Source organism: Corallococcus sp. AB049A (assembly GCF_003668885.1).
GTDB lineage: Bacteria > Myxococcota > Myxococcia > Myxococcales > Myxococcaceae > Corallococcus > Corallococcus interemptor.
On record NZ_RAWL01000010.1, the window covers coordinates 18,146 to 32,149 of the forward strand.

The window sequence follows — 14,004 nt, forward strand, 5'->3', positions numbered from 1 at the left end:
GCACTCTCACCCTTCGTCCTCTTCCCCGACCGCCGCGTCGCCCGCCGGGCGAGGGGGCGGGCCGTCCCCGTAGAAGACCTCCTCCATCACCAGCCCCTGGGGCGGCGCGGTGGCTCCGGCCTGCTTGCGGTCGCGCGATGACAGCACCTGGGCCACCCAGGCCTCGGGGCGGCGGCCCTTGCCCACCTCCACCAGCGTCCCCACCAGGTTGCGCACCATGTGCTTGAGGAACGCGGTGCCCTCCACCACGAAGGCCACGGTGTCGCCGGAGGCTCCCTCCACGCGCACCTGCCGGAGTTCGCGCACCGCGTGCTTCGCCTGGCAGTCCGCGGCGCGGAACGCGGAGAAGTCGTGCCGCCCGATGAGCGCCTGGGACGCGCGGCGCATGGCCTCCACGTCCAGCGGCGCGAACAGCTCCCAGTGCGTCGTGCGCAACAGCGGTGAGCGCGTGCGCCGGTTGCTGACCCGGTAGCGGTAGCGCTTGCCGCGAGACCAGCGGCGCGGATCGAACTCCGCCGCCACCTCCTCCGCGGCCACCACCGCGATGTCCGGCGGGAGGATGCTGTTGAGCCCCATGGTGTACGCCTTCATGGGGAGCACGCGGGCCGTGTCGAAGCAGGCCACCTGCCCCGTCGCATGGACGCCCGCGTCGGTGCGGCCAGCGGAGGCCACGAACACGCGCGGCTCGCCCAGCAGCTTCTGGAGCGCGTCCTGGAGCGTGGACTGGATGGACGGGCCATTGGGCTGCACCTGCCAGCCCACGTACCGGGTGCCTTCGTATTCGAGCGTCAGCTTCAGCCGGGGCATGGGCAACGCGAGCCAAGGCACGCCATCAGCGCGACTTCAGCCATCCCTCCAGCACGTCCGCCGCCAGCTTCGCCAGGGACACGTTCGCCTTGCGGGCCTGGGCCTCCAGCTTCTCGTACATCGCGGAGTCCAGGGTCAGCGCGAGCAGACGCGGCTCGGTGGCGGGGAGGTCGTCCATGCGCATGGCCTCCGTGGGCGGGCCGTCCACGTAGGCCGCCACCGCGGACACCTCCAGCGCCATCTCCGACGTGGGCGCGGAGGACTGCCGCGTGGACAGGCGCTTCAATTCCTGCGGGCGCTCGTCCTCGAAGAGCTGCTTGACGAAGTTGGCCAGGTGCAGCGCCGAGGGCGTGAAGTCGTAGGACTCCAGGAAGGCGTCCAGGTCGCGCTGCATCTCCAGCGCCGTGTGGTAGCGGCGCTCGCGGTCGCGGGCGAGCGCGCGCATCAGGATGGCTTCCACGCGCTCCGGCAGATCCTCGCGGAAGTACGACGGCGCGTAGATCTTCGCCTCGGTGATGCTGCGCATGACGGCGACGTCGGACTCACCGGTGAAGAGCTTGAAGCCGGTGAGCCACTCGTAGAGGACGGTGCCCAGGGAGAAGATGTCGCTGCGGCAGTCCAGCGGCCGGCCCAGACACTGCTCCGGGGAGAGGTAGCTGAGCTTGCCCTTGATCTCACCCGAGCGCGTCTCCTCCACCTGGTTGGCGGCCTTGGCGATGCCAAAGTCGAGCACCTTCACCGAGCCATCGAACGCGACGACGATGTTCTCCGGCGTGACGTCGCGGTGGACGATGTTGAGCGGGTTGCCGTAGCGGTCCTTCTTCGTGTGCGCGTAGTGCAGGCCCGCGCAGACGCAGGAGGCAATCTTCAGCGCGTACACCATGGGGAAGGGAATCCCCAGAGCCTCGGCCTTGGGCACGACCCGGCGCATGTCGCGGCCGGACACGTACTCCATGGCGATGAAGTAGCTGTCGACGATCTTCCCCAGGTCGTGGATCTGCACGATGTTGGGGTGATTGAGCTGGGCGGCCAGGCGAGCCTCGTTGAGGAACATCTTCACGAAGGCGGCGTGCTTGGACAGATGCGGCCGGATGCGCTTGATGACGATGGGCGTCTCATCGCCACTGGCATCCAGCTGGTGCGCGAGGAAGATCTCCGCCATGCCCCCCACGGCGATCCGATCGATGAGCCGGTAGTTGCCGAAACGGAACGCATCGCGCGGGGGCGAGGAGGCGGCGGGAGCCATGGAGGCAATCTAGCCGCGCCCCACCCGGAGGCGCTAACGAAGTTGGACGACGAGCACCTTGAGTGCCGGTTCCTCACCAGCGAGCGCCGGAAAGTCGACTCCCGAGGGACCAAGCGACCCGACCGTCTTCCCGGTCCTGCCCGCCCGCGTCACGCCCTCCAGCACCATGGTCTCGAACCGGCGCGAGGGCAGTCCCGCCAGGTTGCAGCAGGCGACCAGACGGCCCTTGGGGGCCACGACCTTCGCGGCGGCCTCGGCCAGCCGGGCGTAGTCGCGAGCGGCGGAGAAGCGGGTCGTCTTGGTGGTGGAGAACGAGGGCGGGTCGGCGACCACGACATCGAAGGACTCCCCCTTCTTCGCGAGCCGCCCGAGCCAATCGAAGACATCGCCAGCCACGTAGTCGTAGCGGTCCACGGATTGCCCGTTGAGGCGCGCGTTTTCCTCGCCCCACTCGAGCACACGGCGGCTGGCGTCCATGTTGAGCACGCGCTTCGCGCCCCCGGCAGTCGCGAAGACGCCAAATGCACAGGTGTAGGCGAAGAGGTTGAGGACGGTGAGCCCAGAGGCCTGGGACTGGAGCCACGCGCGGGTGTCGCGCATGTCCAGGTAGAGGCCGACGGAGAGCCCCTGCCCGGGACGGATGTGGAAGGACAGGCCGTTCTCCTTGGCGACGAAGTCCTCCACGGGTTCACCACGGGCCGCGGACTCCGGAGCCAGCGCGTCCTTCGCCACGTTGGCGAGCACGCGGGCCTCACGGGGACGGCGCTTCAGGTAGACGCTGCGGGGAGTCCACGCGGCCACGGCGGCGTCGAGCAGCGTGGTTTCTTCAGCTTCAGTGAGGTCGCGGTAGAGGCTGACCACGACGACGTCGCCGAAGATGTCCGCCGTCACATCGGGAACGCCATCCGCGGCGCCATTGAGGAGGCGGAAGGCGGAGGTGGCGGAGTCCGAGAGCAGCGGACCCCGGCGGGCGCGGGAAGCGCGAAGCAGGTCCACGAGGCGGGGAGGCAGGGCACTCACGCGCCCCTTCTACCCTACGAACCCAGTCGTGCGCGGGACCAGACGCGAGCAAGCGCGGAGGCGGCCTCGCGGGCCAGGTCCACGAAGTCGCTGCCCAGGAGCTGGCCTTCGCGGACACAGACGCGGCCATCGACGATGGTCCAGGCCACGCGAGCGGCGGTGAGCTGGCCCAGGAGGAACGGCGAGTAGCCGGTCTCCGGGTCGGCGGCGGGGATGGCGTCGTAGACGACGAGGTCCGCGATGCTGCCCTCCTCCACGCCGCCCGAAGGCTTGCCGAACAGGCGGGTGCACAGCTCCGCGGGGCCACTGACGAACAGGTGCGCCAGAGAGTCATCCAGGTCCGGCATGCGCCCGGAGCGAGCCAGGGACAGCATGCTGACCAGCGCCCCGGCCAGTTCCTCCTGGAGGGTGCCATGACCGCCAGTGCCCAGGCCCACGAGGTGGAGACTGGACAGAGCGCCGTCCGCGGACTCAGCGGCCCGGTCCATGGACCGGGTGGCCCGGGGAGTCAGGGCGATGAAGGTGCCGGAGGCGGCCAGCCGTTCGGACTCGGAGCGCTCCACGGCGCGAGGGTAGCCAGCGATGGCGTAGGGCCCCAGGAGGCCCAGAGCGTCCAGGCGAGGAACGACGCGGCGGCCATGCGTGGCGTAGGTGGTGGAGAGATCGTCCTCGTTCTCCGCGATGTGGAAGACGACGGAAGCGTTCAGCTCCTCGCGATGCCGCGCAATGCGGGTCAGGAGCGGATCTTCACAGGTGTACGACGCATGGAAGCCCAGAGCGCCACGGACGCGAGGGTGCTCACGGTAGCGGCGGACGAAGTCGGCGTTGGCGTCCGCCTGGGCATCAGCGACGGCGGCCCCATCCAGGCTGTGCGTGGAGTGGGACGTGACGAGGCGAAGACCCAGCGAGTTCGCGGCACGGGCCTGGGCCTCCAGGCCACCGGCGACGTCGGTGGGACACGACAGGTGGTCCACGACGAGGGACACGCCATCCAGCAGCGCCCGGGCGGCGGCGAAGCGGGTGAGGATCTCCACGTCCTCGGCGGTGAGGAGGTTCGCCACGCCGCGCATACGCTCCAGGCGCGAGCGGGGCTGACGTAGGAGGAAGTCGCCATTGGGAGGCAGGAGCTGCCCGTTGACCATGTGCGAGTGGCAGTCCACGAGCCCGGGAGCGACAAGCCGGCCGCGACAGGCCACCTCCCAGTCACCGGGGAGCACGGGCACCTCGGCGTCGGGGGCGACGCGGCGGATGATGCCCTCTTCGACCACAACGGCCATGCCGTGGCGGACGCGACCGTCCGCCCGGAACACGGCACAGTTCTTCAGAAGCAGTCGGCCTTCCATGGACCTTCCCGTTTTAGCACGGGGTGGGTGGCGGATGAACCCCGTCCCTACGGAGAGTCCCCAAGGGGCGGATCCATGCAGGGAATCCGTCCCGGAGACTCAGTCCGAGTAGATGCAGCGCATCGTCACCGGGTCGAATGCGGCGTTCTGCCCGTCCCCGAAATCGACCACCAGATACGGAGGTTCGGTCCTCCTCAGGTGAATCCTGACGGGCTCAGGCTCCGTCTCGAAGCGGAAGGTAGCGGGTTGCTCCAGCCACCACGCCTTCGCCCGCGCGTACTCCTCCTCCGACAAGACACCATCAGCCTGGGTTGAGAATGCACGGAGCCGGACTTCGCTGGCCTGAAGCATCGCCTTGAGGTGGCCCCACTCCCCCCAATGTCTGCCAGCGACATGAACAAGAGCCGGCGACATCGCGAGGAATGACAGCACGGTCAACGGAGGCATCACCCATCGCCAGAGCTGGACGATTCGATCGGACACCTTGCGAGCAGCGAAGAAGCAACCATAACCAACCAGAAGGAACAACCACCCACAGAGCGCAACCTCCGCGAGCATGTCCGCCAAAGGCGGATCCCCAGGGAAAGGATGCGAATCCGCCGACGAGATTCCGGCAAGGCCCAAGCCAGTCAGGACAACCGCGACGCCCACCGACGGCACGAAGCCACACACCAATCCAACGATTCCCAACCGTGGGAGCCAGCGGAGAGACACGCTCATTCTTGGGTTTGGCGCTCGAAGCGCCACCTCTCAGGCAAGAGGCGCAGGAGAGACACCATGACCAGCGGCCCCAGGTACGCTCCCACGAAGATCCAGACAATCTGAACGAATCGCATGACCGTCCTACGGAATGGGCATCCCCTGCTTGAGCAGTGACCAAGCAGCGGGTGCAATGGGCTCGCCTACGAGTTCATACGTCTCATGCTTCTGCTGCGCGGGAACAACGCCCAGTTCCCTGAAGAATCGCTCATTCCCCCAGACGGCGCCAAATCCCTCATGGCTGCAGGCGAACAGCTTCAGCCTGGGGCCCTCGAACAACTGGAGGTCATCCCACCCGTCAAAATCCTTCCAGATGTTCTCGTCGTTCAACGGCAGGCGCACGCTCCAGCAAGGCGTCAAGGCGTTGCTGTTTGTCCAACTGCAGGCACCACGCCCCCGCTACCTCGAGGACTTCTCTTCTCACGGAAGCCATGACCGTCATCCGAGCAGCGGATTCACGAACAGACCTGATTCCGATTGTTCCCGGCTGCCATCCGCGAACTCCACATCGACAGTTCTCCGTCCGCATTCGCCCGTCCCTGACAGACGACACGGCCGTGAAGTGGGACGATCTCAAAAGAACACGGTTCGCCAGGGAACCGTGGTGCATTCCCAATGAAGCCCTCTTGAATCCTCCGGGCTCGCATCCGGCTGGGCACGACACCAAACCAACCCAGCCCCCCGTCCGTTCAGCAGCCGAACCGGGACGGGTGCCCTCCAGCAGCGCACCCGTCCCTGTTGGCAACCTGTCACACGTCAAATCCCTGGAGCCCAGACTCACAAGGGGGCGCAGGCGTCCTGGCCCTTGAAATTCTTCACCTTCGCCCGACATGACAGCTTCTGCTGGACATCCGCTTTCACACACCGGACCAAGATCGCTTGCATGATGCGGTGGGTTTCAGCTCGCACCACCTCAAGCTCGCCAGGCGTAAAGCGTCCGTCGCTCGGAACAAGGCTCTGAGCAAAGACGTCCAGCCTTGCTTTGCCATTTTCATCACGGAGAACCACGGTGAGTTCCTCACGACGATTTTCGGTCGAGCCGTTGCTCAAGCTCCAACGTCCACTCCCAGCCGAACTCTGGCGTCCGCCCGCTGAATCAGCCAGTGCGGCCTCGACACACTCCGAATAGATCGGAGCATCTACCTCGACAGTCCTGAAGAATCCTTCTGACTCATCACAGCTCGCCAGAAGCAACACCAAGGGCATCAACCGAAGTTGCCACTTCATGGCCAGTGCCAACCTGGGGGCGGGGCGAACGGAACAGACGGGTTCGACATGGGCCCCCACTCCCTTTCTGCGTTCAAAGAGCCACCGCCAAGCCCAGACTGCGGCGACTGCGCCCAATCCCAGGGACAGCAACCAGAACACCGCGATTCCGGGCAGAGATGCCTCCTGCCCCAATGGAATCTCCAGCACGTCCCGCGAACGCAACCACCTTTCAGGCCAGAGGCGCAGAAGAGACACCATGACCAGCGGCCCCAGGTACGCTCCCACGAAGATCCAGACAATCTGAACGAATCGCATGACCGTCCTACAGAGTGGGCTTTCCCTGCATGAGCAGTGACCAGGCAGCGGGTGCCATGGGTTCGCCGACCAGTTCATACGTCTCATGCTTTTGCCGCGCGGGGGCAATCCCCAGGTCCCGGAAGAATCGCTCATTTCCCCAGACGGCGCCAAATCCCTCATGGCTGCAGACGAACAGCTTCAGCCGGGGGCCCTCGAATAACTGGAGATCGTCCCACCCGTCGAAATCCCTCCAGACGTTCTCGTCGTTCAACGGCAGGCGCACACCGCCATTTGTCCGGCATCTCACCCACAAATTGCCGGAGCCCCCCGTCGTCGTCCCAGGCCACGACGAGACCCACCGCGACTCCACCGCAGCCACCCGGATCCGCTCGAAGTCACGCTGAAGGCGCTTCAACTCCGGAGTGGGCACGACGACATCCGCACCGTCGACCCGCATCCTCCCGCGCCGGATGAGCGCGAAGTGCGTCGATGATCGCCACGCACGCTCCAACACGGCGTCAAGCTGCTGCGTCCTGTCCAACTGCAGGCAGAACTCCCCAGCCACTTCCAGGACTTCTCTTCTCACGGAAGCCATGACCTTGCTCCTCTGCGTGCAGCGGAGGCCCTTGTGTCCCCGGAGGACCGTTGAGGGCTGTCACATCTCCGAGGCACGGATGCAGTGTCCGGGAAGCGCCGCGGCTCGGCCATCCGCTGTCCGCACGCAGCTCCACCCCTCGGGACAAGAACCATCCCGCGCCGGGTCACAGACAAGCTCACAGGTAAACCCCGCGTCAAGGTGAGCGAAATTCGTGCGGCCGGCACATACGAGGCCATTCCCACAGCTTCCCTCAGGGAGACACTCCGTTCCAATCCGCTCAAGCACGGTCGCAGGGACTTCTCTGGAGCCAGCATCTCGCTTGCAGCCCATGTGCACGCCAGGCAGGACGAACAGCAGCGCCGAAACAACGAGCCTCATGGTCCCTCCGTACCTCCCGCAGATGGCAGGAAGTCGTCGTGGTCGGCCCTGTCGATGATGCGCTCAGGGGTCCGTAGGTAGAGCAGCTCCTTATCGACACCCCAGAAGGTCTTTAGTTCCACCACGACCGCGGAGACACGTTCCGCCTCGAAAGTGACGAAGACCCGCGGATACTGCCGAACCTTGGGAACCGGCTTCGCGTAGTCCCAGGAGAGTCTTCCCGAGGCACTCACCTTCCGAGCCAGGGGCGGGCCCAGACGTTGAATCACCTCTGCTTCGGACATCCCCGGGGACACGGAGCGGACCTTCTCCGCGCTGAGTCCTGGCGCCAGATGGCTGCCTGACCAGGGAAAGCCGAAGAGGGCGTAGAACAACACCGCGCCCGTCGACACCAGCCCCAGGAAGAGCCGGTCCCACCAGGCCTGAGGCCTCCCCAGCAAGGCATGGAAAGGAACGGGCGCCTCTGGCATGTCCTTCCGACCCATTTCTCGGTGCGCAGGCCATGCTCACCGCTGCTTCATGTGCGGGTGACACTCTACGAAATCAACTGTCCCTACCCGCAGACATTGTTTGGAAAGTGGCTTCCTATTCCACTGCACGTCAATCCTCGCGGACAGTCCTGGCCACCGTCAGCGGCGCTTCCACATCGGATTTCACACGTCCGCATCAGTGAATGAGGCGGTGGACGACCTGTATGCCACTCGAAACATACCTGCCCCGCTGAACACCGACCGTCGGACATGCAGTCCCCGTGAAGCCCCTTCAACTCTTGCCTAGCTTCAACTTCAGACTGGGAACGACAAGAAACAACCGCGACCAGAGCACAGACTCCAAGAAGTACTTTCATCTTTCGTTCCTCGCCCCTGCCCCCAAGGCGCCGTGGCGGCAATCAGTCCCTCTGAAAACTGACTCCACCGTCCGCGTTCACGGTGACAACGCCTCGCAACCCCAGCAGCGCGTTCACGAACTCCGCGGTTTGCACCTGGACCTTGCTGCCATCCGTGAACTCAAGATCAACGGCCAGCTCCCCATCCCCGTTCGCCCGTCCCTGACAGACGACACTGCCGTGAACCGGAACCCTCTCAAAAGTACATGCCTCACCAGGAATCCGAGCCGTCAAGACGCGGAGCTCCCTCCCGGTTTCATTCACGAGGACAATTCGCGTTCTTCCGCTCACATAGGAGGCAAGCGCAATAAACGCCACGAAGACCAGCAGGCATCCCGCCAGAGTCCACACCACGCTCCTGTTGATGACCCACCTCCCGCTCGCAAGCCGCTATTTCACGTAGGGGGCAACGCCGCTGATCCAACTCAACGCGAAAGAGGCCAACCCCAGCACCTGGCTGCAGCTCCACAGCCGCACGTCGAGGTCGTCGTAGGTCAAAGCCCGTGAGACACGAATCAGCCAGGCACGCCGCCCGAGCTCGAACACCGTGCAGGCCAGCCACGCGGCCCAGAGAATCCAGTACAGCGGTCCACCGATGAGTGGGCGGCCCCAGGTCACAAAAGCGTGGACAGAAATAATCCCGAGCATGACCGCCGTCAGGATCAGCCACTCCTTGTATGAATCTGGAGCCAATGAAGCGACCGGTCGTCCCCGCGGCATTCGTTCCACCTCCGTCAGCGTGAATCACCCCTGGGCCTGCCCCCACTCCGCCTCCCGCCTGGCAGGCAGGGTGGCTCGGGTTCTGGGGGCCGGGGGACCCGGTATACTCCCAATCCCATGACACCGCTGAGCCCCGGAGTCGCCACCGCCACGGAGCAGGACACGCCGGCCGCTCCCGGCTCCCTGCGCTTTCGCCAGCTGTGGCTGTTCTCTCCTCGGGCCGACCTCGCCATCCTGGGCCTCCCCCTGGCCCTGACGCTGGTCGCCGCCGTCGCCAGTACCTTCCTTGCCCCGGCGGCCGCGGACAACGCCCACCGGCTCCTGGGTTGGACCGCCCAGAACCTCCTGGGCAACGCCACGCACGTCATCCTCACGTTCCTGCTCTTCGGCGTGCACCGGGACGTGCTCACCGCCGCCCCCAAGCAGCCGCGCACCATCCTCGCCGGTGCGCTGGCCATGCTCGGCGTGGGCGCGGCGCTGTTCTTCACCTTCTACGCCGACCGCTCCATCCACACCTTCGCCGTCGCCGTCATCTTCAACGTCTTCGGCATGCACCACACCCTGTCGCAACACCGGGGTCTGTGGTCCCTGCATGGCCTGCGCGGTGGACAGGCCGGCCTCGCGCCGCCCTCCGCCCTGGAACGCAAGCTCCAGCAGCTCTACGTCCCGCTGCTCCTCAGCGTCCTCCTCGTCCGCATCTTCTTCGTCGCCGAGTCCGCCGCTCCGGGCGCGGGCGCCTACCTCGACGTGGGCCAGGGCGCTGTCCTGCCGTGGCAGACACTCCCCCTGCTCATCGCCATCTGGCTGGGCTACTTCCTCCTGCTCTTCCGCAGCGTGCTCCGCTCCGGCACCGCCAGCGGCCCCAAGGTGCTCTACCTCCTGGGCATGGCCACCGCGACGGGCCTCGCGCTCGTGGCCCCGTCCTGGGGCTACGTCATGCTCCCGGGCATGCACGGCCTGGAGTACTACGTCCTCAGCGCTCGCATGCTGGAGCCCCGTGACGGTGATTCACCGCGCCTGAGCCAGAAGCTCATCTGGCCCGCCATGGTCCTCTCCATGCTCCCACTGTTCGCGTTGGGCGTGGTGCATGGCTTCCTGCTGGATGGCCCCATGCGCGGCTCGCTGGGCATTGGCGTCGGCGCTCAAACGCATCCCCTGCTCCGCGCGTTCACCTCGCTGGGCTTCGCGTGCGTGCTCGCCCACTACTTCGCGGACGCCTTCATCTTCCGCTTCCGCATCCCCTCCATCCGGCAGGTGATGCTGCGCCGCCTGGGCTTCTCCGCTCAGCGCCCGGCTCCTCAGGCCCGGTAGTCCCCACCCCGCAAAAGCAAAATGGCAGGCCCTTCCAAGTGGAGGGACCTGCCATTCGCGCACCGCCGAGCGTGGCTCAGTAGGTGTTGTTCTGACCGAAGTTCTTCATCGTCTTCTTCTTCAGCGCGTCGGTCGCCGTCTGGCCGTCGTTCGCGACGTTGTCGTTACCGGCCAGCGCCGCGGCGGAGGCGCCGAACAGCTTGCGGATGTTGTCGCCGAACAGCGTGATCACGCCGATGGCGGCGATCGCGATGAGGGCCACGATGATGATGTACTCGGTCATGCCCTGACCACGGTTCTTGCGGAACTGCTTCTTCGGGGCCTTCGCGATCGCGTTCATGGAGAACTCCGGGGGTCGTTGCAGCGGTGGAGAGACACACCCTGCGGGAAGTCAGGGTCGATACGGACAGTACAACGGGCGGGCAAGCACCTCCATCCGTCATCGGGAGGATGGGGGCCCGGATCAAGCAATTCCGCGGACCTGGCACCTCTCAACGGCCTGATCCGCCCCGTTTTCACGGCGCGCCGGGCGCCACCGTGGGGGGATTCGCCGGGCGCGTGCAGGCCGCCGGCGGCAGCGCTTCACAGTAGGCCTTGTATGCCTTCTGCAGCTTCGTGTCCTGGGGATGGCGCGCCACCACGTCCCGGGCCACCGCCAGCGCCTCCTCGCCGTTCACCGGCGTCCACACCGTGCGCGATGCCCAGGTCCGGGCCGTCACCAGCTTGAGGTACTCCGTCACCAACTCCGGGGAGCGGCCACCCTTCGCCACCTCCGGCTCCAGGATGGACGCCGCCTGCGTCAGGTCCCCCTGCGCCAGCACGGCCCGGCCCAGCGCGAGCGCCGCCGCGGGGTCCTCGGGCGCCAGCGAACGCCACAGCGCCGCGACGCCGCGCACCACCGGGTTCTTCTCCGAGTGGTAGCGCTCCACGTTGCGGTACAGCTTCGCGACCTGCTCGGCGGTGGGCGGGTTCTCACGCACGTACTGGTGCAACAGCAGGCCCGGCCCCAGCTCCGGCGAGCGGCGCTCGTCCTTCACGCGCACGTCCAGGTTCGCCAGGAAGAAGGCCACCGGCGACGCGTACTCCAGCAGGTTGTGATCGTCCGTGTTGATGGGGCCCTCGCCCGCGAAGGCCTTCTGGCCTTCTTCCGTGTGCACCTGCTTGGACAACAGGCCGAACAGGTCGTGGATCTCCACGCGCGCCAGGTCCTCCTTCACCTCCGGCCGGGCCATGCGCGCCGCCACCGCCGCCGCGTCGAAGGACAGCGGCTTGCGGCTGGCCACCATCACCAGGTCCTCCGGCCCCAGCCACGTCGTGGCGTGCGGGAAGGTGTCGTGCAGCGTGCGCATCACCAGCTTCACCAGCTCCGTGTTGCTCTCGTAGGTGTGGATCCACTGCACCAGCACGCCGTCGTCCGTCAGGTGCTTGTCCACCAGCTGGAAGAAGTCTCGCGTGAAGAGGCCGGACACGCCCGTCACCCAGGGGTTGGACGGCACGCTGACGATGAGGTCGTACTGGATGGGCGCCAGCGCCATGAACGTCTTCGCGTCGTCGATGTGCACGTGCGTGCGCGGATCATCCACCGCGTTGCGGTTGTCCGCCTTGAACAGGCGCGCCGCCTCGATGACCGCCGGGGAGATCTCCACCATGTCCAGGCGCTCCACCGGGTGCGCCAGCACGCTGCCCGCGGTGATGGCCGCGCCCGAGCCGACGAGCAGCACGTTCTTCGGCTCTCGCGGGTGCATCAGCACGCCCAGGTGGCCCGCCATCACCTGCGTCTCGATGTCGCCACCGTTCGTGGCGTCCGTCTTGCCGTTGATCTTCATGAAGCGGAGGCTCTCGCTCGACAGGTCCCCCACCATCACCGTGGCGAAGGTGTCGTCCGCGTAGAAGCGCGGCACGATGGCCCGCTCCGTGTCCTCCACCAGCTTCGCGTAGCTCTCCGGCGGCTTCTCATACGCGCGCATCGCCGCGATGCCCGACAGCCGCTGCGGCCAGCCCTGCATGCTGCCCAGCACCACCACCGCCAGCAGCGCCGCCCCGCCCACCGGCGCGAACGTCCTCCACGCCGGCACCGCGCTGACACCCTGCCCTTCCTTCGGCGCGGACAGCGCGTGGAACGCGAGCCCCGCCGCCACCAGGTTCGCCACCGCGCCCGCGATGAAGTTGCCCTGCATGCCCCAGAACGGCATCAGCACCAGCCCGCCCAGCACGGAGCCGGACAGCGTGCCCGCCGTGTTCCACAGGTACACGCCGCCCAGCTCGCGCCCCACCTCGGACACCTTGGCCGTGGCCACGCGGGCCGCCGCCGGGAACGCCACACCCATGATGAACGTGGGGATCAGCAGCACCGCGCAACAGAACGCGAAGGTGACGCCCTGGAAGATGGGCCACGTCTCCACCGCGCGCGTGAGCATCCACTCCGACCAGCGGAACAGGTGCGGCAGCCGCACGTACAAAGGCAGCGCCACGCAGAGGCTCAACACCAGCCCCACCTGCGTCCACCCATACAGCTTCAGCGAATCCCCACCCTCCTTGCGCGTCATCAGCCAGAAGCTGCCCAGGCCGATGCCCAGGATGAACGCCGTCAGGATGAGCGTGAAGGCATACGTGGAAGCGCCCAGCACGATGGCCAGCAGGCGGATCCACGTCACCTGATACAGCATGGACGTGAAGCCGGAGAGCATCACGCCGATGAGCGCCGCCCGCACCGCGCGCCGGGGATAGGCCACGTCCTCCGCCGACGGAGCCGCCCCCACCACCACCGCCGGTGGGTGCTGACGGGCCAGCGCCAACGCCGCCAGTGCGAGGAACACGTTCAGGCCAGCGGCAATCTGCGCGGACGCGGACAGGCCCACCAGCGGCACCAGCCGCGTGCCCGCCACGTAGACGCCCACCGCCGCGCCCAGGCTGTTGATGGCATACAGCCTGGCCAGCTCCTTGCGCACGCTGGCCAGGCTGGCCGCGAAGTGACGCACCAGCGCCGGCAGCGTGCCGCCCATGAGCAGCGTGGGCACCACCAGTGACAGCGAGGACACGAGCAGGCGCGGCGCCACCCGCAGGCCCTCCGGCACGTGCGGCGCCAGGGCCAGCCACAGGTGCTCCAGCGCTCCCAGGACGTAGGGAAACGCCAGCGCGTACAGACCGACGCCCAATTCGAGCACGCCGTAGAGCGCCAGCGGGCTCTTCACCCGGTCCGCTGTCCGCCCGAAGACAAACGCACCCAGCGCCAGGCCCCCCATGAACGTGGCCAGCACGACGGCGTGCGCCTGACCGCTGTTGCCCAGCACGTTCCCCAGGTATTTGGACCACACCAGCTCGTAGACGAGCGCCGTGGCCCCGGACAGGAACAGAAGGGCGGCCACAAGGTTCTTCGGAGGACGTGGAGTGCGGGTCATAGGGACGCGCTCGACGTTACCCGGTATGTTTC

General features: G+C 66.8%; 13 protein-coding genes. 1 reads left to right on the forward strand and 12 read right to left on the reverse strand.

The window, feature by feature from the left end:
• Positions 1 to 6: 6 nt before the first annotated feature.
• The 10 genes from truA to D7X55_RS02255 all read right to left on the reverse strand — a co-directional run bounded on the left by truA (position 7) and on the right by D7X55_RS02255 (position 9,263).
• Complete coding sequence (gene truA / locus D7X55_RS02210) at positions 7 to 807, reverse strand: tRNA pseudouridine(38-40) synthase TruA (RefSeq protein WP_120549021.1); 801 nt, start codon at positions 805 to 807, stop codon at positions 7 to 9.
• A 25-nt stretch (positions 808 to 832) separates the two neighbouring features.
• Complete coding sequence (locus D7X55_RS02215) at positions 833 to 2,053, reverse strand: serine/threonine-protein kinase (RefSeq protein ID WP_121722077.1); 1,221 nt, start codon at positions 2,051 to 2,053, stop codon at positions 833 to 835.
• Between the two features lie 33 nt (positions 2,054 to 2,086).
• The gene (locus tag D7X55_RS02220; protein WP_121722078.1) at positions 2,087 to 3,073 is read right to left on the reverse strand and encodes a class I SAM-dependent rRNA methyltransferase; all 987 of its coding nucleotides are present in this window, start codon (positions 3,071 to 3,073) and stop codon (positions 2,087 to 2,089) included.
• 14 nt (positions 3,074 to 3,087) lie between these two features.
• A complete protein-coding gene (locus tag D7X55_RS02225; RefSeq protein ID WP_120549001.1) occupies positions 3,088 to 4,416 on the reverse strand; it encodes an amidohydrolase family protein in 1,329 nt (442 codons plus the stop codon).
• 99 nt (positions 4,417 to 4,515) lie between these two features.
• Positions 4,516 to 5,076, reverse strand: a complete 561-nt coding sequence (locus tag D7X55_RS02230; protein ID WP_147470003.1) for a hypothetical protein — start codon at positions 5,074 to 5,076, stop codon at positions 4,516 to 4,518.
• Positions 5,077 to 5,259: 183 nt separating this feature from the next.
• Positions 5,260 to 5,505: a hypothetical protein gene (locus tag D7X55_RS02235; protein ID WP_121770584.1), complete on the reverse strand. Its 246-nt coding sequence runs from the start codon at positions 5,503 to 5,505 to the stop codon at positions 5,260 to 5,262.
• Positions 5,506 to 5,952: 447 nt separating this feature from the next.
• The gene (locus tag D7X55_RS42795) at positions 5,953 to 6,699 is read right to left on the reverse strand and encodes a hypothetical protein (protein ID WP_147470004.1); all 747 of its coding nucleotides are present in this window, start codon (positions 6,697 to 6,699) and stop codon (positions 5,953 to 5,955) included.
• 7 nt (positions 6,700 to 6,706) lie between these two features.
• Positions 6,707 to 7,276, reverse strand: coding sequence for a hypothetical protein (locus D7X55_RS02240; protein ID WP_147468363.1), 570 nt, complete (start codon positions 7,274 to 7,276; stop codon positions 6,707 to 6,709).
• Between the two features lie 377 nt (positions 7,277 to 7,653).
• A complete protein-coding gene (locus D7X55_RS02245) occupies positions 7,654 to 8,127 on the reverse strand; it encodes an outer membrane protein assembly factor BamE (protein ID WP_147468362.1) in 474 nt (157 codons plus the stop codon).
• Between the two features lie 806 nt (positions 8,128 to 8,933).
• Positions 8,934 to 9,263: a hypothetical protein gene (locus tag D7X55_RS02255; protein WP_147442765.1), complete on the reverse strand. Its 330-nt coding sequence runs from the start codon at positions 9,261 to 9,263 to the stop codon at positions 8,934 to 8,936.
• Between the two features lie 117 nt (positions 9,264 to 9,380).
• On the opposite strand from D7X55_RS02255, the gene D7X55_RS02260 reads away from it, so the two are divergent.
• Positions 9,381 to 10,574: a hypothetical protein gene (locus D7X55_RS02260; protein ID WP_121722084.1), complete on the forward strand. Its 1,194-nt coding sequence runs from the start codon at positions 9,381 to 9,383 to the stop codon at positions 10,572 to 10,574.
• A 76-nt stretch (positions 10,575 to 10,650) separates the two neighbouring features.
• Here the strand turns inward: D7X55_RS02260 and D7X55_RS02265 are convergent, their stop codons facing one another.
• Positions 10,651 to 10,914 carry a hypothetical protein gene (locus tag D7X55_RS02265; RefSeq protein ID WP_120549010.1) on the reverse strand — a complete coding sequence of 88 codons (264 nt, stop codon included), beginning with the start codon at positions 10,912 to 10,914 and terminating at the stop codon, positions 10,651 to 10,653.
• A 175-nt stretch (positions 10,915 to 11,089) separates the two neighbouring features.
• On the reverse strand, positions 11,090 to 13,939 hold the full coding sequence (locus D7X55_RS02270) for a fused MFS/spermidine synthase (protein ID WP_233609486.1): 2,850 nt from the start codon (positions 13,937 to 13,939) through the stop codon (positions 11,090 to 11,092).
• Positions 13,940 to 14,004 lie beyond the last annotated feature (65 nt).